Source organism: Cupriavidus sp. PET2-C1, assembly GCF_054515855.1.
On sequence record NZ_CM137259.1, the window covers coordinates 966,231 to 992,265 of the forward strand.

19 protein-coding genes are annotated in these 26,035 nt (G+C 67.6%); 10 read left to right on the forward strand and 9 right to left on the reverse strand.

Going from position 1 to position 26,035, the window contains the following annotated elements; translation table 11 throughout:
- The first annotated feature begins 220 nt into the window (after positions 1–220).
- Positions 221–1,318, forward strand: a complete 1,098-nt coding sequence (locus ACX12D_RS04400; RefSeq protein ID WP_459373071.1) for a YjgN family protein — start codon at positions 221–223, stop codon at positions 1,316–1,318.
- 60 nt (positions 1,319–1,378) lie between these two features.
- Complete coding sequence (locus tag ACX12D_RS04405; protein ID WP_459373072.1) at positions 1,379–2,548, forward strand: M48 family metallopeptidase; 1,170 nt, start codon at positions 1,379–1,381, stop codon at positions 2,546–2,548.
- A 3-nt stretch (positions 2,549–2,551) separates the two neighbouring features.
- Here ACX12D_RS04405 and ACX12D_RS04410 read toward each other — a convergent pair whose 3' ends face one another.
- A complete protein-coding gene (locus ACX12D_RS04410; protein WP_459373073.1) occupies positions 2,552–3,586 on the reverse strand; it encodes a LysR substrate-binding domain-containing protein in 1,035 nt (344 codons plus the stop codon).
- A 77-nt stretch (positions 3,587–3,663) separates the two neighbouring features.
- Here ACX12D_RS04410 and ACX12D_RS04415 point away from each other — a divergent pair, with 77 nt between their 5' ends.
- On the forward strand, positions 3,664–4,953 hold the full coding sequence (locus tag ACX12D_RS04415; protein ID WP_459373074.1) for an MFS transporter: 1,290 nt from the start codon (positions 3,664–3,666) through the stop codon (positions 4,951–4,953).
- Here the strand turns inward: ACX12D_RS04415 and ACX12D_RS04420 are convergent.
- The 3 genes from ACX12D_RS04420 to ACX12D_RS04430 are packed head-to-tail and all read right to left on the reverse strand — an operon-like array spanning position 4,943 to position 6,943.
- Entirely contained in the window at positions 4,943–5,446 is a 504-nt protein-coding gene (locus ACX12D_RS04420; protein ID WP_459373075.1) for a TPM domain-containing protein, read from the reverse strand. The two genes, ACX12D_RS04415 and ACX12D_RS04420, sit on opposite strands and share 11 nt — an antisense overlap.
- A gap of 6 nt (positions 5,447–5,452) precedes the next feature.
- Positions 5,453–6,307 (reverse strand): TPM domain-containing protein, encoded by an 855-nt coding sequence (locus ACX12D_RS04425; RefSeq protein WP_459373076.1) that lies wholly within the window; start codon positions 6,305–6,307, stop codon positions 5,453–5,455.
- Positions 6,308–6,322: 15 nt separating this feature from the next.
- Positions 6,323–6,943, reverse strand: coding sequence for a LemA family protein (locus ACX12D_RS04430; protein ID WP_459373077.1), 621 nt, complete (start codon positions 6,941–6,943; stop codon positions 6,323–6,325).
- A 424-nt stretch (positions 6,944–7,367) separates the two neighbouring features.
- Here ACX12D_RS04430 and dapA point away from each other — a divergent pair, with 424 nt between their 5' ends.
- Positions 7,368–8,309, forward strand: coding sequence for a 4-hydroxy-tetrahydrodipicolinate synthase (dapA, locus tag ACX12D_RS04435; protein ID WP_459373078.1), 942 nt, complete (start codon positions 7,368–7,370; stop codon positions 8,307–8,309).
- A 638-nt stretch (positions 8,310–8,947) separates the two neighbouring features.
- Here dapA and ACX12D_RS04440 read toward each other — a convergent pair.
- Both ACX12D_RS04440 and hemL read right to left on the reverse strand, forming a co-directional pair.
- Positions 8,948–10,120 (reverse strand): integrase core domain-containing protein, encoded by a 1,173-nt coding sequence (locus tag ACX12D_RS04440; RefSeq protein WP_459372795.1) that lies wholly within the window; start codon positions 10,118–10,120, stop codon positions 8,948–8,950.
- Between the two features lie 239 nt (positions 10,121–10,359).
- On the reverse strand, positions 10,360–11,649 hold the full coding sequence (gene hemL, locus ACX12D_RS04445) for a glutamate-1-semialdehyde 2,1-aminomutase (RefSeq protein ID WP_459373079.1): 1,290 nt from the start codon (positions 11,647–11,649) through the stop codon (positions 10,360–10,362).
- A gap of 215 nt (positions 11,650–11,864) precedes the next feature.
- Here hemL and ACX12D_RS04450 point away from each other — a divergent pair, with 215 nt between their 5' ends.
- The 6 genes from ACX12D_RS04450 to ACX12D_RS04475 all read left to right on the forward strand — a co-directional run bounded on the left by ACX12D_RS04450 (position 11,865) and on the right by ACX12D_RS04475 (position 22,471).
- Complete coding sequence (locus ACX12D_RS04450) at positions 11,865–12,035, forward strand: rubredoxin (protein WP_006159034.1); 171 nt, start codon at positions 11,865–11,867, stop codon at positions 12,033–12,035.
- A gap of 446 nt (positions 12,036–12,481) precedes the next feature.
- On the forward strand, positions 12,482–12,982 hold the full coding sequence (locus ACX12D_RS04455; protein ID WP_459373080.1) for a response regulator: 501 nt from the start codon (positions 12,482–12,484) through the stop codon (positions 12,980–12,982).
- 26 nt (positions 12,983–13,008) lie between these two features.
- Positions 13,009–13,377 (forward strand): response regulator, encoded by a 369-nt coding sequence (locus ACX12D_RS04460; RefSeq protein WP_043344417.1) that lies wholly within the window; start codon positions 13,009–13,011, stop codon positions 13,375–13,377.
- 65 nt (positions 13,378–13,442) lie between these two features.
- The gene (locus tag ACX12D_RS04465) at positions 13,443–14,012 is read left to right on the forward strand and encodes a chemotaxis protein CheW (RefSeq protein ID WP_459373081.1); all 570 of its coding nucleotides are present in this window, start codon (positions 13,443–13,445) and stop codon (positions 14,010–14,012) included.
- 94 nt (positions 14,013–14,106) lie between these two features.
- Positions 14,107–16,275 (forward strand): methyl-accepting chemotaxis protein, encoded by a 2,169-nt coding sequence (locus ACX12D_RS04470; RefSeq protein ID WP_459373082.1) that lies wholly within the window; start codon positions 14,107–14,109, stop codon positions 16,273–16,275.
- An 85-nt stretch (positions 16,276–16,360) separates the two neighbouring features.
- On the forward strand, positions 16,361–22,471 hold the full coding sequence (locus ACX12D_RS04475) for a hybrid sensor histidine kinase/response regulator (RefSeq protein ID WP_459373083.1): 6,111 nt from the start codon (positions 16,361–16,363) through the stop codon (positions 22,469–22,471).
- 438 nt (positions 22,472–22,909) lie between these two features.
- On the opposite strand, the gene ACX12D_RS04480 is transcribed toward ACX12D_RS04475, so the two are convergent.
- From ACX12D_RS04480 to ACX12D_RS04490, 3 genes are all read right to left on the reverse strand, one after another.
- Positions 22,910–24,214 carry an MFS transporter gene (locus ACX12D_RS04480; protein WP_459373084.1) on the reverse strand — a complete coding sequence of 435 codons (1,305 nt, stop codon included), beginning with the start codon at positions 24,212–24,214 and terminating at the stop codon, positions 22,910–22,912.
- A 124-nt stretch (positions 24,215–24,338) separates the two neighbouring features.
- Positions 24,339–24,581, reverse strand: a complete 243-nt coding sequence (locus ACX12D_RS04485; RefSeq protein WP_006162792.1) for a hypothetical protein — start codon at positions 24,579–24,581, stop codon at positions 24,339–24,341.
- Positions 24,574–26,010, reverse strand: coding sequence for an aldehyde dehydrogenase family protein (locus ACX12D_RS04490; RefSeq protein ID WP_459373085.1), 1,437 nt, complete (start codon positions 26,008–26,010; stop codon positions 24,574–24,576). Before ACX12D_RS04490 ends, ACX12D_RS04485 begins: the two co-directional genes overlap by 8 nt.
- Positions 26,011–26,035 lie beyond the last annotated feature (25 nt).

Sequence of the window (26,035 nt, forward strand, 5' to 3'; positions counted from 1 at the left end):
GTGGGTGAATGTTGGCTGACTCACATTGGCCCGGGCTGCTCCTCGCCCTGTTGGATGAGTAGGGAACTTCCCACCTAGGCGGGCGAATACGATCGATTTGGTTACATTCCTGATACATTGCTGGCCGCTATGCCGGGATAAGAGATATCGTCGCGCGGCGTGCGGGTACCGGGGCTAGCCGGCGTATCGCCAAATTGCACAATTCACGGGAGAAAGCAGGATGCAGCTAGATAACAACACGTTCCAAGCAGCGGCATTTGACCAGCCGGCCGCCACTGTGCGTCCTCTGCGGTTCGAGTTCATTGGCTCGGGCTCCGAGTTTTTCCGCATCTGGATCGTCAATACCTTGCTGACCATCGTCACGCTGGGCATCTATTCGGCCTGGGCCAAGGTCCGCACGATGCAGTACTTCTATCGCAACACGCGCCTGGACGGTGCGAGCTTCGACTACCACGGCCGTGCCTCCGCCATCCTCAAGGGCCGCGCCATCGTGTTTGGCCTGGCGATGGTGTTCCAGCTTGCCAGCCATATTTCCCTGTTCCTGGCATTGGCGCTGGGCCTGGCTGTGGCGGTGGTGTTTCCGCTGCTGCTGGTACGGTCCCTGCGTTTTCGCATGGCGAACTCCAGCTACCGCGGCCTGCGCTTCGCCTTCACGGGGAGCGATGCCCAGGCTTACAAGGTGTTCCTGCTCTGGCCCGTGCTCACGGTGCTCAGCCTCTATGCGCTGGCGCCGCTGGCGCACCAGCGCTTCAAGCAATACCAGCATGACAACACCCGCTTTGGCACCGCGCCCTTCGGCATCAGCGCGAGTGCGGGCGGCTTCTATGGCGTCTACCTGCGCGCATTCGGCATGATGGTGGCGGTCGTCGTGGCGATGAGCGTGGTCGGCGGCATGCTGGGCAAGGGCATCGGCGCCGGGATTGGCGCTGGCATGGGGGCGGGCATCGGCGCGCCGGTGGTGGCGGGGATCATGGCTGTCATCGGCTTTTTCGTGGCGATGATGGCGGTCGGCCCCTTCTTCATGGCGCGGCTGCAGAACCTGGTGTGGAATCACACCACGCTGGCGCCGCACGCGTTTCGCAGCGAGGTCAAGGCGGGCCGCCTGTTATTTATCTTCGCCACCAACATGATCGCCAATGCACTGACGCTGGGCCTGTTCCTGCCGTTCGCGCGGGTGCGTTCGATGCGCTACCGTATCGAGAGCATGACCATGCTCGCTGCGGGTCCGCTGGACGCCTTCGTGGCCGGCGAGACGCAGCAGGTTGGCGCGCTGGGCGATGCCGCGGTGGACTGGTACGACATCGACATTGCGCTGTGACCGCGCTGTGACCCAACCCATCGCCCAGCCAAGTTCGTTCACTTCGATGCCAAGGCCCTGATGCAGGATATCCCCGACGCCACGGCCACCGCCCCGGTAGCCGCCACTTACTTCGACGGCCGCTCGTCGCGTGCCCATCGGGTGATGCTGTCCATCGAAGGGCGTGATGCGGTGCTGCGCGAAGCCGATGGCGCGGTGCTGCGCAGCGCGCCGCTGGCCGCGCTGCGCGTCTCCGAGCGGGTCAAGCGCGCGCCGCGCCTGGTCACGTTTGCCGACGGGGCCTTCTGCGAGGTCACCGACCACGCCGGCTTTGCCGCATTGCTCGGCGCCAGCGGCCACCGCGAGGGCTGGGTGGTGCGGGCGCAGAACAGCTGGCGGCTGGCGCTGCTGTCCGTGCTGGGCCTGGCCGCGGCGCTGCTGCTGGGATATTTCTACGTATTGCCCTGGGGCGCCGGCATGGTGGCGCGCAGCGTGCCGCCGGCGCTGGAAGCCCGCCTTGGCGAGGCCACGCTCAGCAGCATCGATCATGGCTTGCTCATGCCCTCGGCCCTGCCGCAGGCGCAGCAGCAGCGGATTCGTGCCGACTTCGCCGCGCTGGAGCGCCCGGCCGATCCGGGCCACGACTACAAGATCCTGTTCCGCCACGGTGGCAAGCTCGGGCCCAACGCGCTGGCCCTGCCGGGCGGCACCATCGTGGTGACGGATGAACTCGTCAAGCTGACCGGCGTGGGCCCGGGCCTCATGGGCGTGCTCGCCCACGAGGCCGGGCACGTGGCCGAGCGCCATGGCCTGCAGCAGATCCTCCAGGCCTCGGCGGTGGGCGCGCTGGCGGCCTATTTCTTTGGTGACTATTCCACCGTGCTGGCAGGCGTGCCCGCCGCGATCCTGACCCTGCGCTACTCGCGCGACCATGAGCGCGCGGCGGATGCGTATGCGGTGGAGGTCATGCAGCGCAACCACTTGCCGGTGTCGGCGTTTGCCGACGTCTTGCAGGCGCTGGAGGATGCCCACGCCCGGCAGGCGGAAGTGCAGGCGGCCAAGGCCGATGCCGGGAGCGAGGCCAGCGCGCCAGTCGCCTCCGGCGAGCGCGAAACCAAGCGCGAGCGCCGCAGCCGGCGTGCCGCGGAGGACGGCGGCAACAACGGGGATGGCGACGATGGCGACAGTTTCTTCTCCACCCATCCGCTCACCCGAGAGCGCATCGAGGCGCTGCGGGCGGCCGGGCGCTAGGTCTCAGGTACCCGGCTGAGGTGCATCAAGCGGCGCGCGCAGGCCGGCGGTGGCCACCTGGCTTTGCAGCCAGCTATGGAAGCGCAGGATGGCCTTCTCGCGCGGGTTGCCTTCGCGCCAGGTCACCCAGTAATGCAGGCTGGACGGGATGCGGGTGGTGCCGATCTGCACCAGTTCGCCGCTGGCAAGGTAGTCGCTGGCGAGTTGCAGGCGCGCGGTGGCCACGCCAAGCCCTGCCACGGCCGATTGCAGCATCATGCCGGCGTCCTGGAAGATCGGCCCGCGCTCGGGTTCCGTGCCAGGCAGGCCGGCGCTTTCCAGCCAGTCGCGCCACGGCCGCAGCGCGAAGCGCAGCATCGGCAGGCGCGGCAGGTCGGCCAGAGTGAAGCCGGGGTAGCGCGCGAGCAGTGCCGGGCTGGCTACCGCGATGACATGGTCTTCGATCAGGTTGTGGCAGGCAAAGCCGGGCAGGTCCACGCGCTGGTGCCAGATCCCCACGTCCACCGAGTACGGATCGGGTGGCGTGATCTCGGCGTGCAGCCGCAGGTGCAGGTCGAGCCCCGGCAGGGCCGCGTGCAGGCTCGGCAGGCGGCGGATCAGCCACGCATTGGCCAGGTCGGCCATGACGCTGACTTCCAGCCGCACCACCTGCGGGGCGCCACCATTGCTGGCCTCGCGCAGGCCGTCTTCCAGTTCCGCCAGCCCGTCGCGAATCCGCTCGGCCAGCCGCGCGCCCACATTGGTGGGCATCATCAGGTGGCCGGTGCGCTGGAACAGCTTGGTGCCCAGCTTGTCCTCCAGCGCGCGCAGATGGTGGCTGATGGCGCTGTGGGTCAGCGCCAGCTCCTCCGCCGCGCGCGAGAAGCTGCGGTGGCGGGCAGCGGCCTCGAGCGCCCGCAGTGCCTGCAGCGCGGGCAGGTGGGGCGCGCGCTGCGAGCGCAGCGGCTCAGGTGGCGGGGCGGGTTCAGCCGGGCGGGCGGGCAAGCCGGGCTGGCCGGACAGGCCAGGCTTGATGGGTTTCGGGTGTCGGGAGGTCATTGCCGTCAAATTCTACTCACAATTGCGGCGGGTATCTTTCGTTGGTGTTGCGCGCGGCGACTGACGACAATGCAGACATGAATTCTGCCAATGTATCCAACCCCGCCGCTGCGGCGCCGTCTCCTGCTTCCCGGGCTGGCGATCCTGCGCTGGCCGCCGCGCGCTGGCGCGTGCTTTGCATCTTTTCGCTGGGTTTCCTGGTTTCCTATATCTTCCGGGGCGTCAACCTGGGCTTCGCGCCGCATTTGATCCGCGAAATGGGGCTGGGCGCCGCCGACCTGGGGTTGCTGACCAGCTTCTACTTCCTGGGGTTTGCCTGCGCCCAGTTGCCGGCCGGGCTGATGCTCGACCGCTTTGGCCCGCGCCGCACCGAGGCGGCATTGCTGCTGGTGGCGGTGGCTGGCGCGCTGGTGTTCGCCTCGGCGACCAGCATGGCCGCGCTGGCGGCAGGGCGCCTGATGATCGGCGTGGGCGTGTCGGTTTGCCTGGGGGCTGCCATCCAGGCCCTGTCGATCTGGTTCCCCCTGTCGCGCATGCCCTTGCTCAATGGGGTGGTGATGGCGATCGGCGGGCTGGGCGCCGTCGTGGTGGGCGCGCCGCTGGGCTGGCTGCTGTCATGGACCGACTGGCGCACCGTCAGCTACGGGCTGGCCGGGTTGACGCTGGCCATGGCGGCGCTGCTGTGGCTCGGCGCCCCCGAGACCAGCCGCGCTGGCAAGCAGCGCCTTGCCGAGCAGCTGCGCGGCACCTGGCAAGTTTTTCGCAATGCGCGCTTTTTGCGCGTGGTGCCACTGGCCCTGCTGAATCAAGGTGTGTTCCTGGCGGTGCAGACGCTGTGGGTCGGGGCCTTCCTGCGGGATGTAGCCGGCTACTCCCCGGAGCAGGGCGCTCGCCTGGTGTCGGTGATCGGCTTTGCCATGATGGGCGGCTGCGTGTGCGCCGGCTGGGCCGCGCGCCATCTCGAGCGTGCCGGCGTGAGCCTTTACACCTTCGCCGGCGTCGGCATGAGCGGGTTCATCGTGATCCAGTGCCTGATCATGGCGGGTGTGCCGCTGCCGCCGGTGCTGCTGTGGGCGGCCTATGGCGTGTTTGGCTCCAGCGGCATCCTGGCCTATGCCGTGCTGGCGCGCAGCTTCCCCGACGCGCTGATCGGGCGCGCCACCACGGCGCTGACCTTGACGGTGTTCCTCTCCACCTTTGCCTGCCAGGTCGGCATCGGGCTGGTGCTGGACCTCTGGCCTGCCGATGCGGGCCGCTACCCGAAGGCGGCGCACCTGACCGTGTGGGGCGGGCTGGTGGCGCTGCAGGTACTGGCCGCGCTGTGGTACATGCTGGGGGCACGTCGCGCAAGCAGCGCTACAGCATGACGGGGCGGTCGTCGAGCTCGTTCGGATTGGGCCGGTCGCCAGCGGGGAAATGCTGCGCCAGCTGATGATGGATCTTTTCCACTGCCGCCAGCACGGGCCTGACCGATAGCTCCCGGGCCAGGCCGCTAGCGAGTTCGCCACAGATGGCGCGCCAGGTTTCCGGGGCCACGCGGGCATCGATGCCACGGTCGGCCAGCAGCTCCACCGCGTGATCCGCCAGGTTGATATAGAGCAGCACCCCGGTGTGGCCTTCGGTGTTCCACACTTCCAGCGCGCCGAACAGGGCGCGGGCACGGGCGCGCGGGCTGGTGCCGGAGAAGGCCAGCGCTAACGGCAGGCTGGATTCGATCACGACCCGGACTTCGCCGTGGTGCCGCTGCTCGCCGGCGTGCACCGCCTGCTGCAGTTGCTGCTGGGCGTCGGCGGGGAAGAGTTTGCTGGCGGCGCCGGGGCGCGTGCCGAGATGGCGCAGGGCGCGTTTGAAGTGTGGCATGTGTCGTTACCAGTTGCCGGAGGCGCCGCCTCCGTCGAAGCCGCCGCCACCGCCACCACCGAAGCCGCCGCCTCCTCCTCCTCCTCCGAAGCCACCGCCGCCGCCACGTCCCCAGCCGCCGCCCCCGAGACCGCCAAGGGTGCCGCCCAGTCCGCCGGCAGCCGCGTCCCAGCCGCGCCCGCGCGTCACGATCCGCGAGCCGCCCGAGCGGCGGGCCGCGGAGATGAAGAAGAACAGGATGATGGCGAGCGGGAACAGCACCGGCAGCCAGTCGGTCCACGAGCCGCTCTGGGCGGCCTTGGCGCCGGCCTGCGGGCCGGGCAGGGCTTCCTTGTCGATGGTGGCCTGGATCGCCGAGACGCCCGCCGCGATGCCGCCATAGAAATCATTCTGGCGGAAGTGCGGCGCCATCACGTCTTGCAGGATGCGCTTGGACATGGCGTCGGTCAGCGAGCCTTGCACGCCGCGCCCCACTTCCAGGCGCATCTTGCGCAGGCCGGGCGGGTTGTCCTTGGCGATCAGCAGGATCACGCCGTCGTCGATGCCCTTGCGCCCGGCGCGCCAGGCGTCGGCCACGCGGATGCTGTAGGCGTCGATGGGCTCGGGATCGGTGGTGGGCACCATCAGCACGAAGATCTGGCTGCCGCGCTGCTGCTCGTACTCTGCCAGCACGTTTTCCAGCGCGCTGCGCTGGCTGGCGCTGAGCGTGCCGGTGAGGTCGGTGACCCGCTGCGTGAGCGGCGGCACCGCGACAAAGCCGTCGCCGGCGGCCATGGCCGGGGACGCCAGCAGCGCGCCCAGCCACAGGAGCAGCGCCAGCATGGCGGCTGTCCAGCCACTGCGCTCAGAGGGATTGCGCATAGGTATGGTCCGGGATCAGAACTTCACCGTGGGCGGTGCCGAGATGGCCTTCTCGTTCTCCACCGTGAAAGACGGCTTGACCGGGTACTTGAAGATCATGGCGGTCAGGTTGGTGGGGAAGCTGCGCGCCAGGATGTTGTAGTCGCGCACCGCGGTGATATAGCGCTGGCGTGCCACCGTGATGCGGTTCTCGGTGCCCTCGAGCTGCGATTGCAGGTCGCGGAACGACGCATCTGCCTTGAGTTGCGGATAGTTCTCCGACACCGCCAGCAGGCGCGACAGCGCGCCGCTCAGCTCGCCCTGGGCTTGCTGGAAGCGCTTGAAGGCTTCCGGGTCGTTGAGGGTCTCGGGCGAGACCTGGATGCTGGTGGCCGCGGCGCGCGCCTTGGTCACGGCTTCCAGTGTCTCGCGCTCATGCGTGGCATAGCCCTTGACGGTATTGACCAGGTTGGGGATCAGGTCGGCGCGGCGCTGGTACTGGTTGATCACCTCGCCCCAGGCCGCCTTGACGGCCTCGTCCTTGGACTGGAAGTCGTTGTACCCGCAGGCGGACAGCAGGCCTGCACACAAGGCCAGCATGAGCCAGCGCAGCACAGAGCGCCCGGAGGACAGTGACAGGGAAGGGGATGCGCGCATCGAAGACTCCGGAATTCGTGGAGTCCCCAGTGTAGCGCAGGGGCCGGCCGGCGCAAGCGGATCGGCCCGGGTGCAGTTGACGGCAGGCCGTCCGTCCCGGTAGATTGTCGTTTCTGCCGTGGTTGCCACGGTGTGCTTCCATTCAGCCCCAACCTGCCATGCGCGCTGTTCCGTCGATTTCCGCACTTGTTTGCCCTGCCTCGCAGCGGCAGGTGCCGGCGCGCGCCAAAGCCAAAAAACAGCCGCTCGTCTGACCGGGGCGCTGCTTCCGTCAGATGAGCGACGGAGCGGCACCTGCGTACCAGCGTACAGGGGCGAGGCCAGGTTTCAAGGTTCAGGCTTTCCCACTGCCCCACGCGGGCTCATCTGCCACCCGGCGCGCTTCTGCACGGTTTTTATTGACCGGTCGTACAGGAGTGATCCGATGCAAGCAGTAGATCAAGCGCAAGCCCAGCAAGCCCAGCAGGATTCGCAGGCACCACAAGTTTTTTCAGGAATCTGGCTGCCATTGGTGACGCCATTTGCCGGCGGCTCGGTCGATTTTCCCGAGCTGGCCCGCCTGGTGTTGCACTACGCCGGCAGCGGCATCGCCGGGATCGTGGTGTGCGGCAGCACCGGTGAGGCGGCCGCGCTCGATGAGGCCGAGCAACTGGCCGTGCTGGATACCGTGCTGGCCAACGCCGGCAGCTTGCCGGTGATGATGGGCGTGGCAGGCAGCCAGGTAAAGCAGGTGCAGGCGCGCGTGCGCCGGCTGGCCGAGCGGCCGCTGGCCGGGCTGCTGGCGCCCGCGCCCTATTACGTCCGTCCGTCGCAGGCCGGCCTGCTGGATTATTTTCGTGCGCTGGCCGACAGCGCCCCAGCGCCGCTGGTGCTGTACGACATTCCCTACCGGACCGGCGTGAAGCTGGAGACGGAAACCATCCTGGCGCTGGCCGCTCATCCGAATATCCGCGCCATCAAGGATTGCGGCGGCGATTACCTCGGCACGCAGGCCGTCATTGCCGACGCTCGCTTGAGCGTGCTGGCGGGGGAGGATCACCAGTTGCTGGGCACACTGTGCCTGGGCGGCACGGGCGCGATCATCGCTTCTGCCCATTTGTATCCGGCGCTGTTCGTGGCGCTTGCGCAGGCCGTGGCGGGGCAGCGGCTTGAGCATGCGCGCCGGCTTTTCCATGCATTGATGCCGATGATCAAGCTGCTGTTTGCCGAGCCTAATCCGGGCCCGCTCAAGGCCATGCTGGCGCGTGAAGGATGGTTGCGCAATGAGTTGCGTGCGCCGATGACGCCTGCTAGCGGGGCGCTGGAGGCGGCTCTGGCGCGGGCTTGCGAGGAGCTTGGGGTGGTGGCTGCTGAATTGCTTGGCTGACCTGGTGGGCTTTCGAGTTTTCAGGCCTTCAGTGTTAAGGGGGGCTGCTTAACTTCAACTGCAAAATCAACTTCAACTGCAGTTTCACCACCCCTGCGGGGCGGCGACCTACTTTTTTGTCTTGCCAAAAAAGTAGGCAAAAAAGGCGCGCCGGATGGGGCGACTACCTCCTCGGGATTCGGCGAAAAGAGCGGCCGGGACCCAAACTCGCATCGCCTTAAGGCGATACTCAGACATGGGTCCCTCTTTTCCGCTCTTTTCGCCGAATCCCGAGGCGCCCCATACGGCCTTGGCACACCTTGACGGCTCGCTTCGCATCGCGCATGTGTGTTTCCCGCCTGGGGGCGGGAAACACGGCTTACCACAGAGGGGTCAAATTTCGATTTGGTGTAGCCGTGATTGCCGCCCCAAGGCGGCAATCACCCGCCCGCGATGCGCAGCGAGCCGTCTGGGTTTTCATCTCCCGTTATGGGGCGCCTCGTCGTCGGGCGAAAAGAGCGGAAACGAGGAGGCCATGTTTGAGCATCGCCTTAAGGCGATGCGAGTTTGGCCTCCGGCCGCTCTTTTCGCCCGACGACGAGGAGGCTTTCGCCCCATCCGGTGTACGAGTCAACCACATGGGTAACAAACGAGTTCACTCACATAGGTAACACTTTGAGGGTTAGATAGCCTTTTCTGGCCTGGCGTTCATCGACTTGGCCCAATGCCATTGGGCCGAAGTAGACACGCCACAATCCTTCGCCTATTGCTTCCAGTCCGACCGTTTCGCCATAGAGCAAATGCCCCACATAAATGATCTTGCCAGCCTTGTAGATCAAACCACCACTCGTCACCTTGTGGGGCTCGACGTAGCTCGCATATTCCATTGGCATCAGCCGCTTTGGATACGCTCGGCCTGACTCCACATAGCGGCTCTGCGGTGTGCTCTGGTTCAGCGCTTCATGCGGCCTTTGCTCGTTGTAGAAACGTTGGAACTCGTCCATCCGCCGCTGCTGTGCCCGCAACGTAGTGGCAGGCGGTTGGGCCGTGGCGCGCTTGAGCGTGCCATGCATCCGCTCGTGCCGCCCATTCTGCTCCGGATGCCCGCGGGCTATGCGCTCCGGCATGATCCCCAGCTTCAGCCACCAGATCGACAGCCGCGACAGCCCGCCACAGCCGATGCTCGCAAAGGGCACGCCGTTGTCCGTGCGCAGCCGGTCCGGTAACCCATAGCGGCGAAACAACCGCTCGAACACCGCCTGCGTCGGCACCAGCTGCGTACCGCGCAGGCCCTGGCAGCTCAGCAGATAACGGCTCGCATGATCCATCACCGTCAGCGGATAGCACCACTGCCCATCCCCGGTCAGAAACTGCCCCTTGAAGTCCGCGCTCCACAGCCCGTTGGGCTCGTGCGCCGACCTCAGCACCCCGCCGTGCGGCATCACCCGGCGGCGCACGCGCCGCGAGACAATTCGTCCAGCCTGCTTCAGCACGTTGTAGATGGTCGTGCGCGACGGCACGGCCTCGGCGCCAAAACGCCCTTCCAGCAGCTTCTGGATCTTCTTCGGGCCCTGCTCCAGGCCGCCCTGCGTGCGCAGCTCCAGAATCGCCTGGCGAATCCCATCCGGCAACCGCTCCTGGCAATGCCGATTGCGCCCGCGCTCGGCGAGGCCTTCCAGCCCTTCGCTGTCGTACCGTTCTATCCACTTATAGCCGGTCTTCCGGCTAATGCCATAACGCTCGCACAGGGCGCTGACGCTCTCGAGCTGCCGCAGATGATCGGCGATGAACAGAATTCGTTGGTCCATGGGTCTCAGCTCGCTCCAGGGCATGGGCGTCTCCTTCCAGGCTCGCCCATGCAGGGTAGAAAACTGTCACCTATGTGCTTGAACTCAAGTGTCACCTATGTGAGTGAGTCGTACCCCGGGTCGCTTCTTTGCCTACTTTCTTGGCGAGACAAGAAAGTAGGTCGCCTCCCCGCAGGGGAGGTGAAACTGCAGTTGCCCTTGAAGTTAAGCCGTTGAAGTTAAGCCGTTGCAGTTGCAGTTCAAAGCCCACACAACCCAGCCCTTCAGGCCGCGAAAGCCTTGCGGGCGGCTTCAATGGTGGTGGCGAGGATCGCGTCGTCGTGCTGTGCCGAGACGAAGCCGGCCTCAAAGGCGGACGGCGCCAGGTAGACGCCGGCATCCAGCATGGCGTGGAAGAAGCGATTGAAGCGCGCGGTATCGCACTGCGTGACTTCAGCAAAGCTGCCCGGCACGCCCTCGCGGAAGTACAGGCCGAACATGCCGCCGATGGCATCCGCCGCGAACGGCACGCCGGCATCAACCGCCGCCGCGGCCAGGCCGTCGGCCAGCTTGCGGGTTTGCGCGGCAAGGCGGTCATGGAAGCCCGGTGCCTGGATCAGCTTGAGGGTGGTCAGCCCGGCCGCTACCGCCAGCGGGTTGCCCGACAGCGTGCCGGCCTGGTACACGGCGCCCAGCGGCGCCAGGCAGGCCATGATGTCGCGCCGGCCGCCAAAGGCCGCCGCCGGCATGCCGCCGCCGATCACCTTGCCCAGGCAGGTCAGGTCCGGCGTGATGCCGTAGTGCGCCTGCGCGCCGCCCAGCGCCACGCGGAAGCCGGTCATCACCTCGTCGAAGATCAGCACGGCGCCATGCTTGGTGCACAGCGAGCGCATGGCTTGCAGGAAGGCGTCGCTTGCGCGCACCAGGTTCATGTTGCCCGCCACCGGCTCCACGATCACCGCGGCGATCTCGTCGGCGTGCTTGATAAAGGCTTGCTCAAGCTGCTCGACGTTGTTGTACTCCAGCACCATGGTGTGCTTGGTCACGTCGGCGGGCACGCCGGCCGAGGAGGGCGCGTTCTTGGTGGTGTCGGCAAAGGTCAGCAGGCCGGAGCCCGCCTTGACCAGCAGGCTGTCGGCGTGGCCGTGGTAGCAGCCCTCGAACTTCACGATCAGGTCGCGCTTGGTGAAGCCGCGCGCCAGGCGCAGCGCGCTCATGGTGGCCTCGGTGCCGGAGGAAACCAGGCGCACCTGCTCGATTGACGGCACTAGCTTGCAGATTTCCTCGGCCATCTCGATCTCGGCCTCGGTCGGCGCGCCGAACGAGAAGCTGTGGGCCGAGGTCTCCTGCACCGCGCGCACCACTTCGGGGTGGGCATGGCCGACGATCATCGGGCCCCAGGAGCCGATATAGTCGATGTAGCGCTGGCCGTCGGCGTCCCACATGTATGCGCCTTCGGCGCGCGTGATGAAGCGGGGCGTGCCGCCCACCGAGCGGAAGGCGCGCACGGGCGAATTGACGCCGCCCGGAATGGTTTGCTGTGCGCGGTCGAAGAGCTGCTGGTTACGAGACATGGCTTTGCGTGAAATCAAAAGCGGGAGAAACGCGTTCTAACAGGCAGCAAGTTACCTTGAAGATGCCGGCAAAAAGGCTCAAATGCGAGGCATTTACGCGGTAACGTGCGCGAACACGGCGTATTTGGCCCGAATCCTGCTAGCCCGGCTGGCGCCGGCGGCGCCGATTCGGTACCATCTGGCCCTGAATTTTAATGGAGAGTGACTGGACCGTTATGGAATACAAGACCTGGATGTGCCTGATCTGCGGCTGGATTTACGACGAAGCTACCGGCGCGCCCGAAGACGGCATTGCCCCCGGCACCAAATGGGAAGACGTGCCCATCAACTGGACCTGCCCGGAATGCGGCGCGCGCAAGGAAGATTTCGAGATGGTGGCGCTCTGACATGCTCCAGGCTGGCTGGAGTTGCTAAACAGCAACGCTAGCACTGCCGCGCCGCCAGCCGGCACAGGCTGGATGGCGTGATCTGGCCATGCGTCACCATGACGCGACCGTGACGACCCCGCTTGGGGCCTCAGCCCGCCGCGGCGCGTCGCGTCGATGCGACAGATCGCCAGGGGCTGCCCGAGATTCCGGATTGACGGCCCCACGGCGACTTGTCACACTCTGTTTCAAATTTGAAAATCCGCCCTTTGGGGGGTGGACCGCGGCAGGCGCGGGTACCACGCGCCGCCGTTTGCCGGGCATCGGGGCTTTCCCGCCGGCGTGTTTTCGGGAATTTAATCGTTTTGTTTCGGGGGTCCGTCGGGGCGGCCAGGCTGCCTTGCGCGGAAGTTCTCAAGTGAATGCCGGCGTTTCCGTCAGGGAAACACGCTGGTCGCGGGAACGAGATGCGGGTCGCTCAACTACAAGAAGGTATTCGGGTCAACGCCGAGGTCAGCGGCGCGGTCGAAGCTGGCGCCGGCGCTAGCGGCGCAGCTGCGCGTGCGCCTGCGCGCCGCAAGGTGCTCGTCATCGACGATTCCAGCACCATCCGCCGCACCGCCGAGATTTTCCTGTCCCAGGCCGGCTGCCAGGTGCTGCTGGCCGAAGACGGCTTCGAGGCACTCGCCAAGGTCGGCGACATGCATCCGGACCTGATCTTCTGCGACATCCTGATGCCGCGCCTGGACGGTTACCAGACCTGCGCCCTCATCAAGAAAAGCCCCCGGTTCCATGCCATCCCGGTGATCATGCTGTCCTCCCGCGACGGCGTGTTCGACCGTTCGCGCGGCCGCCTGGTCGGCGCGCAAGACCATCTCGCCAAGCCCTTTACCCGTGAGTCGCTGCTGCAGGCGGTAGACGCCTGCGTGCCACGTGCCGTTGCCGTGGCCAGCCCCTTGCCGGCTTGAGCGCAATCCAAGGAATACCAATCATCATGACAATCAGCAAAATCCTTATCGTCGACGACTCCCCCACCGAAGCCCTGTTCATGTCCGACCTGCTCGGCAAGAAGGGCTTCAAGGTCTCGGTGGCCGGCAATAGCGAACAAGCCTTCGCCCGGCTCGAGAAGGAACCCTTCGACCTGATCCTGATGGACGTGGTGATGCCCGGCCAGAACGGCTACCAGGCGACCCGCGCGATCAAGCGCGACGACCGCTTCAAGGACATCCCCGTGATCATGTGCACCAGCAAGGGCCTGGACACCGACCGCATCTGGGGCATGCGCCAGGGCGCGGCCGACTACGTCGTCAAGCCGGTCGATGGCGAAGAACTGCTGACCAAGATCGCTGCGCTGGCGCACTGAGCCGCGCGCCGGCCTCCTGCCCGCTTGCATCCGAGCCCATCCTTGCCTTCTCACCGGAACCAACCATGACCGCGCCGCGCCAGGATCTTCGTGCCCGCCAGACCCGGCTGCAGGACTACCAGGCCATGCTGGCCCGCCGGCTGCGCGAGGCGCGCAACCTGCCGGCGGTGGACAGCTTCCTGGGGCTGCAGGTGGGACAGCGGCACTGGCTGCTGCCGTTGCCGGAGACGGGCGAGGTGCTGGAGATGCGCCAGCCCAGCCGCGTGCCGCTCACGCAGTCCTGGTACACCGGGCTGGTGAACGCGCGCGGCAGCCTGCTGGGCGTGATCGATTTCGGCCTGTTCTGCGGCGAGGGAGCCACCGCGCTGCAGCCGGGCAGCAAGATCGTGGTGCTGTCGCGCCAAGTGGAGCGTGCCTGCGGCATCCTGGCCACGCGTGTGATCGGGCTGCGCCATGCCGGCGACCTGTCGTTGCCGGTGGAAGCGGCGAACGCGCCGCCGGCGGGGCAGGAGGCGGTGCCGGACTGGGAGGGCGCGCGTTTTGCCGATCGCGACGGGCGCGACTGGCAGGTGCTCGATGTGCGCAGGTTGCTGGCGTCGCCGGCCTTCCTGCAGGTGGGCCGGCAGGCTGCCTGAACGCCGCGCGGCGCCGCTGGCAAGGATGCGACGCCGCAACGGCGCAACGGTGCGGCGACAAATCAAATTCAAAAAATAACGGACAGAGGGTGCTATGGGTTTCAAGATGTTCAGCCTGGGTCGCCAGGCACCGGCGGCTGGTGCCGCCGAACTGGCGGCAGACGCCGCAGCCGCGCCCAGCACGCGAAGCACCCCGGCCGAGACGCTCTCGGGCCGGCTGTCCCGCATCCCGTTTGCCAGCCAGCAGCGCGCACTGACCATCGGCGTGGTGCTGTCGCTGGCGGCGCTGCTGGCATCGGTGTATTTCGATAACCGCGAAGCCGACAACGGCGCGGCGCAGATCGAGATCGCCGGCGACATGCTGATGCACTCGCAGCGCCTGGCCAAGGCCGTGCCGGTGGCCCTGCTGGGCAACGCGCAGGCGTTCACGCAGCTGCGCCAGTCCAAGAGCGAGCTCGCGGGCGACTTGCAGGCGCTGCAAAACGGCAGCGATGCCAAGCACGTGCGCGCAACCGGCGCGGCCGCCGCGCCGTTGCTGGAAAAAGCCATGGAGTCCTGGCAGCGCACCGAGAAGAGCGCGGGCGACGTGCTGGCCCAGCAGCCCACCCTGACCACCATCGGCCAGACGCTGCAGATCTTCAACGCCTCCAACCCCGAACTGCTGGAAAGCGCGGAGCAGGTGGCGGCGATCAAGCTGCAAAGCGGGGCCAACGCGCGCGAGGTGGCTGCCTCCGCGCAGCTGGTGATGCTGACGCAGCGCCTGGGTAAGAACCTCAACGAGTTCCTGGCGGGCGAAGGCGTCAACCCGGAAACCGCGTTCCTGCTCGGCAAGGACACCAATACCTTCCGCGAAACCCTGGACGGCCTGATGAACGGCAGCGAAGCGCTGCGGCTGTCGGCGGCGGGAGATGCCGAAACCCGCGGCTACCTGCAGCAGCTGTCGCAACGTTTCGACGCGGTGCAAAAGACCACCCAGACCATCCTGCAGAACCTGCCCGGCCTGATCGCCGCCAAGCGCGCGCAGCAGCAGATCTTCAACGACAACGAGGCGCTGCGCGGTGAGCTGTCCGCGCTGCAGGCTGCTTATGCGCAAGGCGCGCGCGTGCGTCCGCTGACGCTGGGCGCCACCATCGTTTCGGCCTTGCTCACGCTGCTGTTCCTGGCCGGCCTGGCCGCGCTGTACCTGCGCGACTCGCGTGCCCGTACCCTCGAAGCCGAGGCCCGCGAGCGCGAGGCTGAAGCCCGCCGCCTGGATGAAAAGCGCAACAACGACGCGACCCAGAAGGCGATTTTGCAGTTGATGAACGAACTGCAGGACATTGCCGACGGCGACCTGACCAAACAAGCCACCGTGACCGAGGACATCACCGGCGCCATCGCCGACTCGGTGAACTACACGGTGGAAGAACTGCGCGAACTGGTCGGCCGGGTGCAGCAGACCGCCGGCGAGGTGACGCAGGCATCGGGGCAGGTGCAGGACACCTCGACCGAGCTGGTCGCCGCCTCGGAGGAGCAATCGCGCCAGATCCGCCAGACCGGCGAATCGGTGGTGGAGATGGCAGACCGCATCACGCAGGTTTCGCGCGGCGCGGCGGAATCCGCCAACGTGGCGCGCGCCTCGCTGGCCGCGGCCGAGCAGGGCCAGCACGCGGTGCAGAACGCCATCGTCGGCATGAACGACATCCGCGAGCAGATCCAGGACACCTCCAAGCGCATCAAGCGCCTGGGCGAATCCTCGCAGGAGATCGGCGAAATCGTCGAGCTGATTTCCGACATTACCGAGCAGACCAACGTGCTGGCGCTGAATGCCGCCATCCAGGCCGCATCGGCCGGTGAAGCCGGGCGCGGCTTCTCGGTGGTGGCCGAAGAAGTGCAGCGGCTGGCGGAGCGCTCCGGCGAGGCAACCAAGCAGATCGGCGCGCTGATCCGCACCATCCAGACCGACACCCAGGACGCGGTGCACGCCATGGAGCGCAGCACCCAGGGTGTGGTGGAAGGGGCCAAGCTGTCGGACAACGCCGGCGCCGCGCTGGTGGAGATCGGCCGCGTGTCGCGCCAGCTCGCCGAGCTGATCGAGCAGATCTCCCAGACCACTTCGCATGAGGCGGGGCTGGCTACCGCGGTGGCACGCAATATCGAAGGGATCCTGCAGGTGACCGAGCAGACTTCGTCCGGCACGCGCCAGACCGCACTCTCGGTGCGCCAGCTGACCTTGCTGACCGAAGAGCTGCGCAATTCGGTGCTGCGATTCAAGATCGCCTGACGAGTCAGCATTGGTGTTCAACGCGAGCCCGCGCGGATGCGGGCCACGGACCGGCGCCACCGCATTGGACGCATTGGAAGCAGTCATGTCATTGAATTTCCCTGTCTCGCGCGAGGCCGCCGGCACCGATCCGGCCGTGCCGGATCCGCTGGCGCCGATCCCTTCGCCGGACCTGTCCGCCGAGCTGTCCGCCCCGGCCAGCAAGCCTGCGGCGCCGGTTGCCCGTGATCTTTCCGTGCTGGCCTGGCTGGCGCCGAGCCTGCGCGCCGCGCTGGATGACGCCGCGGCCGAGCTGGGCCATTACGTCGATGAAGTGCAGCAGGCGCCCGAGGCGCTGGGCGCGCGCGACACCACTTCGCTGCGCCTGGCCGGCCAGCACCTGCACCAGGCCGCCGGCGCGGTGCACATCGTTGGCCTGCGCGGGGTCGATCCGTATTGCCAGGCGATGCGCCGCTTGCTCGAAGGCATCGATGGCGGCGCCGTGCCCGCCGACGCCCGCACGCTGGCCGTGTTCCGCCTGGGTGTGCAAGCGCTGGCCGAGTACGTCGACGACCTGATGGTTGGCGACGACGAAGACCCGGTGCGGCTGTTCTGTTCCTATGCCGACGTGCTGGGCCGCCTTGGCGAAGACCGCGTGCACCCCGCCGACCTGTGGGTGGACGAGCTGCAGATGCTGCCTGGCATCCTGCTGCCGATGCGCATGGCCTCCACGGTCACGCGCGCGCGCCAGCGCTTCGAGGCGGCGTTGCTCAAGGCGCTGCGCTTGCCGGTGCCGTGCGCCGAGCCGAGCCTGTTGCACGAGGCCTATCTGCCGCTGGAGTCCGCGCTGGAAGACGTACGCGCGAGCGAGCAGGAACTGCGCCGCGCCACCGACCATCCGGACCGCGGCGTGTGGCATGTGCTGGCGTTGGTGTTCGGCGCGCTGGCCCACGGCCTGCTGCCCTCGGACCTGCTGGCCAAGCGGCTGGCCGGGCGTGCCCACCTGCTGCTGCGCCAGTACCTGCAGGGCCAGGTGCGGGTGCCGCAAGCCTTGCTCAACGATGCCGTGTACCTGCTGGTCACCACCAGCGGTATGCCGCCCGCGGACGAACCGCAAAGCGCGCCCGTGCTGGTGCTGCGCTCCGCCATTCGCGAATGCCTGCAAGCCTTCCGCATCGACGCGGCGCATGCCGCCGTGCATGCCGACTTCCGCGTGCGCTACTACGGCTGGCTCGACCCGATCGACACCCGCAACCTGCAGCAGGCGGCGACCGCGCTCGAGCGGGCCGCTGCCGCTGGCCCGGATCACGGTGAATGGCATAACGCGCTCGCGGTGCTGGCCGAAGCCGCGCAGCCGCTGGCCCAGCCGGCGCTGCTGCGCTGCCTGGATGCCGCGCTGCGGGTCCGCCCCGATGCCGAAGATCCCTTTGGCGCCAGCGCCATTGCCTTGTTCCTGGGGCGGACACTGGCGCAGCCATGGCGCGTGCATGGCAGCACCGGGCACGCGGCGGCGGCCGAGTTCGCGCGGCGTTGCGATGAACTGACCTCGTACCTTGGCGCGCACGAGCGTGGCGAGCCCGGTGCGCAAGCGCCGCGCTGGCTCGCGCAAATGGTGGACCAGGCGCGCACGCAACGCGTGCGCGAGGCGGCAGTCGCACAGCTGCGCGGCCACCTCGACAGCGGCGAATCCTGGCTCGATGCCTACGACCGCGATGCGGCCCGCGCCGAAGCCGGCGCGCACCTGCGCGACGCCGAACGCGCGTTCGCGGCACTCGCCGGCACGCTGGATGGCTTGCGCGAGGCCGGCGCGCTGCCGGAAGCACTGCAGGCCGACGCGCTTGCGGTAGCGGCGGCGCTGGAGCGCGTGATGCCAGCGCTGGAATGGCTGGCCGGCGCCCGCGCCACGCAGGATGCAGGCGAGCCTGCCAGCGCTGCCGACGCGGTGAGCGAGCGCGCTGGCCGCCTTGCCGCGATTGCCGGCGAGCTGGGTGTTGTGCACGCCTTTATCGATGCGCTGGCATTTGGCCGTGCCGCATCGGGGGACACGCATGCCGATGCTGTCGACGTTACCGCGCAAGACGAGCCGGGCGGCGCGGCTTCCCACGCGACGCTGCTAGCCAAGGCGCGCGCGGCGGCCAACGAGGCGATGCGCCATCCGGCCGCCGCCGACGCGCCCGAAGTGAAGGCGCTGCGCGCGGCACTGCAGGCGATGAACGAGCAGGCCGCCATCGACGACGCAGCTGGCCTGCGCCGCCAGGCCGGCGAAGCCACTACGCAGTTCAATGCCTGGCTCGCCGGCTCCCACGGCGCGGCCGAGCGCCTGGTGGTGGCCCTGGCCGAGGCGCTGCCGGCCAGCGCGCCCGGCACGCCCGCGCCCGCGGCAGCCATGCCCGCCGCGGCCGATACCGCCGCCATCGACGCCGAACTGCTGGATATCTTCCTGACCGAAGCGGTCGAGGTGCTGGGCGAGGTCGCCAATGATCTCGGCGGCGGCCTTCCCGCCCTGGCGGATGCCGATACCATCAGCCGCCTGCGTCGCGCCTTTCATACGCTCAAGGGATCCAGCCGGATGGTCGGCCTGCATCGCTATGGCGAAGCAGCCTGGGCAATCGAGCAGGTGATGAACCTTTGGATTGCCGAGGCCCGCGCCCCGGCGCCGGCCCTGCTGGACTTGCTGTTGCGTGCGCACGATGAGCTGTCTGGTTGGGTGAGCGCACTGCGCGGCGATGCCCATGCCGCGCACGATGCCACCGGCCTGCTGGCCGCGGCGCAGTCTGTGCGCGCGGGTGAGCAGCCCGAGCCGGAGCACATCGCCGAAGCGGTGACCGTGCCGGTGCAGGCAGCCGGGATTGAGCTGGTGGTGGCGCAGCCCGGCGACGAGCCGGTGCCAGAAGCACAATCGGGGATGGACCTGGAACCCATGCCAGGGATCCAGCCCCCGGCGCAGGATGCAGGGCACCCGGCCGAGGCCGAAGCAGACAACGCCGCAGCCGGGGATGCCAAGGTCATTCCTTTCCGCTTTGCCAGCACGCCAGCCGAGGATAACGACCACTTCAAGCTGATCGGCCCGGTGCGCATCAGCCTGCCGCTTTACAACGTCTACCTGCAGGAAGCCGACGACCTCATCCGCCAGTTCGCCACCGATCTCTCCGAGTGGCGCCACGAGGGCCGTCCCTGCCCGAGCGAGCTGGCGCTGCGTGTTGCGCATACCTTGCAAGGCAGCGCTTCCACGGTCGGCCTGGAGCCGGTACGCGCCATTGCCGAGGCGCTTGAACGCCTGATGCTGCAGCTCGGCGCGCACCCGGTGGCGATGCACCCGGGCGACTTCCGCTTGCTGGAGCAGGCGGTGGAGCGCGTGCGCGGCATGCTGCACCAGTTTGCCGCGGGCATCTGGCCTGCCGCCGATGACGCGCTCTGCCGCAGCCTGCTGGAGCTTGGCGAGCGCGCCATGGTGCGCCCGCGCCTGGCGCTGCCGGCGGTGGAACTGCTGGCCGAGCTTGAGGACGCGCCGGTTGCGCTGCTGTTCGGCAAGCTGCCCGGCGCGGCCAATGCCGGCATGCTGCACGACGCCACCGTCACGCCACTGCATGCGGTGCAAGCCCAAGCTGCCCCGGGTGCCGCGGATATGCCGCACGAGCAAGCCACCGAGGTCGCCGCGGTCGCCGAGGTTGCCGAGGAAGCCCCCGATCCGGCGCTCGTCGAGATTTTCCTGGAAGAAGCGCACGGCAGCCTGCCGGAGCTGGGCAAGCTGCTGCGTGGCTGGGAGACCGCCTGCGGCGATGGCGAGCATGCCAGCCACGCCGGCCTGATCCTGCGCGCGCTGCACACGCTCAAGGGCAGCGCCCGGATGGCTGGCGCCATGGCGCTGGGCCAGGCCGCCCACGAAATGGAAACCCTGCTCGATGCCGCCGTGCGCGCCGATCGCGTGGGGCCGCTCTTGTTCGTGCGCCTGTACGCCTGGTACGACCGCATCCTCGCGCATAGCGAGGCGCTGCAGGCCGGCCGCCTGCTGCCGGTGGACGATCCCGAGCTGATCAACACCATGAGCGGGCAGAACAGCGCGCCGGACGCGGCGCCGGTTCCGGCCGCACCCGCAGCCGCACCCGAGCTTGTGCAAGACGCGCCGCAAGCCGGCGTTGCCAGCCACGCCGCGTCGCCCGCCACGGTGCAGCCGTGGCTGCCCAGTGCGCCCATGCGGCCGGTTGGGACACCCCTGCCGGTGCCCGCAATGGGCGCTGCGCTGGCCCCCGCCACCGATGCCGTCGAACGCCAGCGCGCGCTGGTGCGGGTGCAGGCCCGCACCCTCGATACGCTGATCACCGATGCCGGCGAAGTCGGCGCGACGCGCGCGCGGCTGGAGAGCGAGCTCGACGCGATGCGCAGCTACCTGGGTGAGCTCAACGACAACGTGGCGCGCTTGCGCGGCCAGTTGCGCGAGATCGAGATCCAGGCCGAGTCGCAGATGGCCTCGCGCACCGCCGATGCCCAGCACACGGTCGAGTTCGATCCGCTCGAGTTCGATCGCTTCACGCGTTTCCAGGAGCTGACGCGGATGATGGCCGAGTCGGTCAACGACGTGGCCACCGTCGAGCAAAACCTGCAGCGCGGCTTCGACCGCGCCGCCGGCGACCTCGACGCGCAAGCGCGCCTCACGCGTGGCTTGCAGCGTAGCCTGATGCAGGCGCGTATGGTGCAGTTCGACGCGCTGGCCGAGCGTTTGTATCGCGTGGCGCGCCAGGCCGCCAGCGAGACCGGCAAGGAAGTGCGCCTGCTGATCAAGGGCGGCACCGTGGAGGTCGACCGCTCCGTGCTGGACCGCATGGCCGGACCGATCGAGCACTTGATCCGCAATGCCGTTGTGCACGGCATCGAGTCCGCCGACGTGCGCCGCGCCGCGGGCAAGCCCGCCACCGGCGCGCTCACACTGGAAGTGCAGCAAGAAGGCAATGAAGTGGTGCTGCACTTCGTGGACGACGGCGGCGGCCTGGACCTCGTACGCATCCGCGCGCGCGCCATCGAGCGCGAGCTGCTGGCGCCGGACGATGACGCGGGCGATGCCCGCCTCACCGAGATGATCTTCGCCCCGGGCTTCAGCACCGCGGATACGGTGTCGGAGCTGGCGGGGCGCGGCGTCGGCATGGATGTGGTGCGCGCCGAAACGGTGGCGCTGGGCGGGCGCATCGCGCTGGTCACGCAATCCGGGCAGGGCACCCGCTTTACCGTGCACCTGCCGCTGACGACCGCCATTACGCAAGTGCTGCTGGTCACGCTGGGCGGGCGGCCCTTCGCCATCCCCAGCGGCATGATCGATCAGGTTCAGCAGCTGCGCTCGCAAGGCCTGCTCGAAGCGTACAACCAGGGCAGCCTCGACGCGCCCGGCGGCGCCGTGCCGTTCCACTACCTCGGCACGCTGCTGGAAGAAACGCCGGCGGTAGCCGCAGGCAAGAAGTATTCGCCAGTGGTGGTGGTGCGCAGCGGTGTCGAGCGCATCGCCGTGCACGTGGACGAAGTCATCGGCAACCGCGAAGTGGTGGTCAAGCACATCGGCCCGCACCTGGCACGCCTCGAGGGCATTGCCGGCGCGACCACGCTTGGCGATGGCGAGATCGTGCTGATCTACAACCCGGTGGTGCTGGCGCAGCGCTTCGTGCGCGAGCGCGGCGAGCTGGCCCGTCCGCAGCTTGCCGCTCTGCCGCATCTGCCCCAGCTGGCGCAGCAGCCGACGCTGGGCGCGGTGGCCGAGTTCTCGCCAGGCGGCGCGGCCCCGGTGCAAGGGCTGGCCACGCAGCCGACCGTCATGGTGGTCGACGACTCACTGACCGTGCGCAAGGTCACGCATCGCTTGCTGACGCGGGCTGGCTACCAGGTGGTGCTGGCGCGCGATGGCGTGGACGCGTTGCGGCAGTTGCAGGAGGTGATGCCGGACGCGATGCTGGTCGACATCGAGATGCCGCATATGGATGGCTTTGACCTGACGCGCAATGTGCGGGCGGATAGCCGGACTGCGCATATGCCGTTGGTGATGATCACTTCGCGCACGGCGGAGAAGCATCGGCGTTATGCGGCCGAGATCGGGGTGAATGTTTATTTGGGTAAGCCGTATAACGAGGACGAGCTGCTCACTACGTTGCAGCATTTGCTGGGTGAGCGGGCTGTCGGGATGGCGGGGTCGGTCGCGCAGATGCTTGGGGAGGATGCGGGTGGGGGGGGTGCTTGAAGGCAACTGCAAAATCAACTTCAACTGCTTAACTTCAACTGCAACTTCAACTGCAGTTTCACCACCCCTGCGGGGCGGCGACCTACTTTTTTGTCTTGCCAAAAAAGTAGGCAAAAAAGGCGCGCCGGATGGGGCGACTACCCCTCGGGATTCGGCGAAAAGAGCGGCCGGGACCCAAACTCGCATCGCCTTAAGGCGATGCTCAGACATGGGTCCCTCTTTTCCGCTCTTTTCGCCGAATCCCGAGGCGCCCCATACGGCCTTGGTACACCTTGACGGCTCGCTTCGCATCGCGTTGGGGTGTGGCCCGCCCTTCGGGCGCTTCACACGGCTACCACAGTTGGTTGATCTTGCCGATGGTTGGCTCCCCTCTCCCACTTGTGGGAGAGGGGCCGGGGGAGAGGGCGGGCGCTCGATGTGGCGCTCGCCGTCATTCTCCTACTTGTTCACCATCCGCGCCGGCACCGACAGCGTCAGTGCCGCACCCACCACCAGGCACGCCGCCAGCAAGTACATCCCGGAGTCCGTGCTCTGCGTCATGTCTTTCAACCAGCCCACCGCGTACGGGCTGATGAACCCGGCCAGATTCCCCAGCGAGTTGATCAGCGCAATCCCCGCGGCCGCGCCCGTGCCAGCGAGGAAGGCGGTCGGCAGGCTCCAGAAGAGCGGCAGGGTGGTCAGGATGCCGATGGTGGCCAGCGTCAGGCCGAGCAGTGCCAGCACGGTATTGTTGTGCCATTGCACCGACAGCACCAGGCCAACTGCGCCCAGCAGCGCGGGAACGGCGATATGCCAGCGGCGTTCGCGGGTGCGGTCGGCGCTATAGGCCACCAGCACCATGCCGACCACCGCGCAGCCGTAGGGGATGGCGGTGAGCAGGCCGATGTCCAGCGGGCTCTTCACGCCGGTCTGCTTGATGATGGTGGGCAGCCAGAAGCTGACGCCATACAGGCCCATCACGAAGCTGAAGTAGATCGCGCTCATCAGCCACACGCGCGGACTGGACATCACCTTGCCGATTGGCGCGTCTTCCTTGTGCATATCCTCATTGGCGATGTTGCGCTGGAGCAGGGCCTTCTCTTCGTTGCTCAGCCACTTGGCGTGGACGATGCGGTCGTCCAGGTAGGCCAGCACCACCAGTCCCACCAGCACCGACGGGATGCCTTCGAGCAGGAACATCCATTGCCAGCCGGACCAGCCGTTGCGGCCGTCGAACGATTGCATCATCCAGCCCGACAGCGGTCCGCCGATCACGCCGGAGAGCGCGATCGCGGTCATGAAATAGGTGGTGGTGCGCCCGCGCCGGTGCGACGGGTACCAGTAGGTCAGGTAGAGGATGATGCCGGGGAAGAAGCCGGCCTCGGCAATGCCCAGCAGGAAGCGCAGCACGTAGAACATGGTCGGCGTGGTGACGAACATCATCGCCGCCGAGATCACGCCCCAGGTGATCATGATCCGCGCGATCCAGATGCGCGCGCCGACCTTGTGCAGGATCACGTTGCTGGGCACTTCGAACAGGAAGTAGCCGATGAAGAAGATGCCCGCGCCGAGGCCGTAGATGGTCTCGCTGAACTTCAGGTCGCCGAGCATCTGCAGCTTGGCGAAGCCGACGTTGACGCGGTCCAGGTACGCCACCACGTAGCAAAGCAACAGGAACGGCACCAGGCGCAAGGTCACCTTGCGGTAGGTGGCATCCTCGAACGCGGGGTCGGCGGCGCCGGAGTGTACTGCGGTTGTTGTCATGCTGTCTCCTCTTGGATCTGTAGATCTACATGGATCTATTTTTCTGGTTGCACGATACCGCTGGGTAGGCGCCGCTTGCCGCGTGCGGCGCCGGAAAAACGTCTGCTGTGTCCGGGCGAATGCCTTAGTGCGAGAACGGGCCGCGGCCGCGCAGCGCGTTGGCGACCATCATCAGCGCGAGCAGGAAGGGCAGCGCCACGTAGAGGCACCAGTGCACGCGGTCACCCACGGTGTCGCCCCATTTGCGCTTGAAGACCTGCAGGCGCGGCATGGCCGAGGGGTTGGTGGCGCGTTTGTTTCTGACGTGCCACGCCATCCAGAAGAAGAAAATGGCGAAGGCGACGGACAGGAAGTTGATATTACCCATGTTGAATGGCGATGGTTTTCAGTGTGGTGAATCCGTACAGGGCTTCGAAGCCCTTCTCGCGGCCGTAGCCTGACTGCCCGCTGCCGCCAAACGGTAGCTCTACCCCGCCGCCGGCACCGTAGTTATTGATAAAGACCTGGCCCGCGCGCAGCTTGTGCGCCAGGCGCAGCTGGCGCGCGCCATCGCGGGTCCAGATGCCGGCGACCAGGCCATAGGGCGTGCCGTTGGCGAGCGCGATGGCTTCGGCCTCGGTGTCGAACGGCGTGGCCGCCAGCAGCGGGCCAAACACTTCTTCCTGCGCCAGCCGGTGCGTGGGCGGCACGTCGCGGAACAGCATCGGCACCTGGTAATAGCCGGACTCCGGCGCTTGCGCCACGATCTGGCCTTGCGCCATGGCGGTAATGCCGGCGTGCTGCGCGTCGGAGACGAAATCCCAGACGCGCTGCTGCTGCTTGCGGTTGATCAGCGGGCCGCATTCCAGGTCCAGCTCCGACGGCCCTACGCGCAAGGACTCGAACACCGTGGCCAGGCGGTCGAGCACGGCGTTGTAAAGCGGGCGTTCCACCAGCACGCGGCTGCCGGCCGAGCAGGTCTGGCCCGCGTTTTGCACGATGCCGTTGACGATGACCGGCACCAGCGCGTCGATGTCCGCATCGGCAAAGACGATCTGGGGCGACTTGCCGCCGAGCTCCAGCGTGACCGGCACGTGGTGCTCGGCTGCCATCTGCGCGATCAGCTTGCCGGTCTGCGGCGAGCCGGTGAAGGAGATATGGTTGATGCCGGTGTGGCGCGCCAGCGCGGCGCCGGCTTCATGGCCGTAGCCGGTGACGATGTTCAGCGCGCCCTCGGGCAGGCCGGCCTCGGCCGCCAGTTCCGCCACGCGCAGCAGCGACAGGCAGGCGTCTTCGGCGGGCTTGACCACGCAGGCATTGCCCGTGGCCAGCGCCGCGCCCACGCTGCGCCCGAAGATCTGCAGCGGGTAGTTCCACGGGATGATGTGGCCGGTCACGCCATGCGGCTCGCGCACGGTCAGCACGGTAAAGCCGGGCTGGTAGGGGATGGTCTGGCCGTGCAGCTTGTCGACCGCGCCGGCGTAGAACTCGAAGTAGCGCGCCACGGCGCGCGCGTCGGCGGTGGCCTGGCGCAGGGGCTTGCCGGTATCGCGCGCTTCCAGCGCGGCGAGCTCGGTTTCGTGTTCGATCAGCGTCAGCGCCACGCGGTTGAGCAGGCGGGAGCGCTCGGCGGGCGCCATCGCGCCCCAGGCGCCGTCGGCGGCCTGGCGCGCGGCGTGGACGGCCACGTTGATGTCGACCGCGTTGCCGCGGGCGATTTCGGCGAAAGGCTCGCCGCTGGATGGGTCGAATACCTTGATGCGCAAGCCGGAGTCCGGCGCGATCAGGCGGTTGGCAACGAAGTGCTGGGCGTGCATTGGATGGCTCCGGCTGGATGCGACT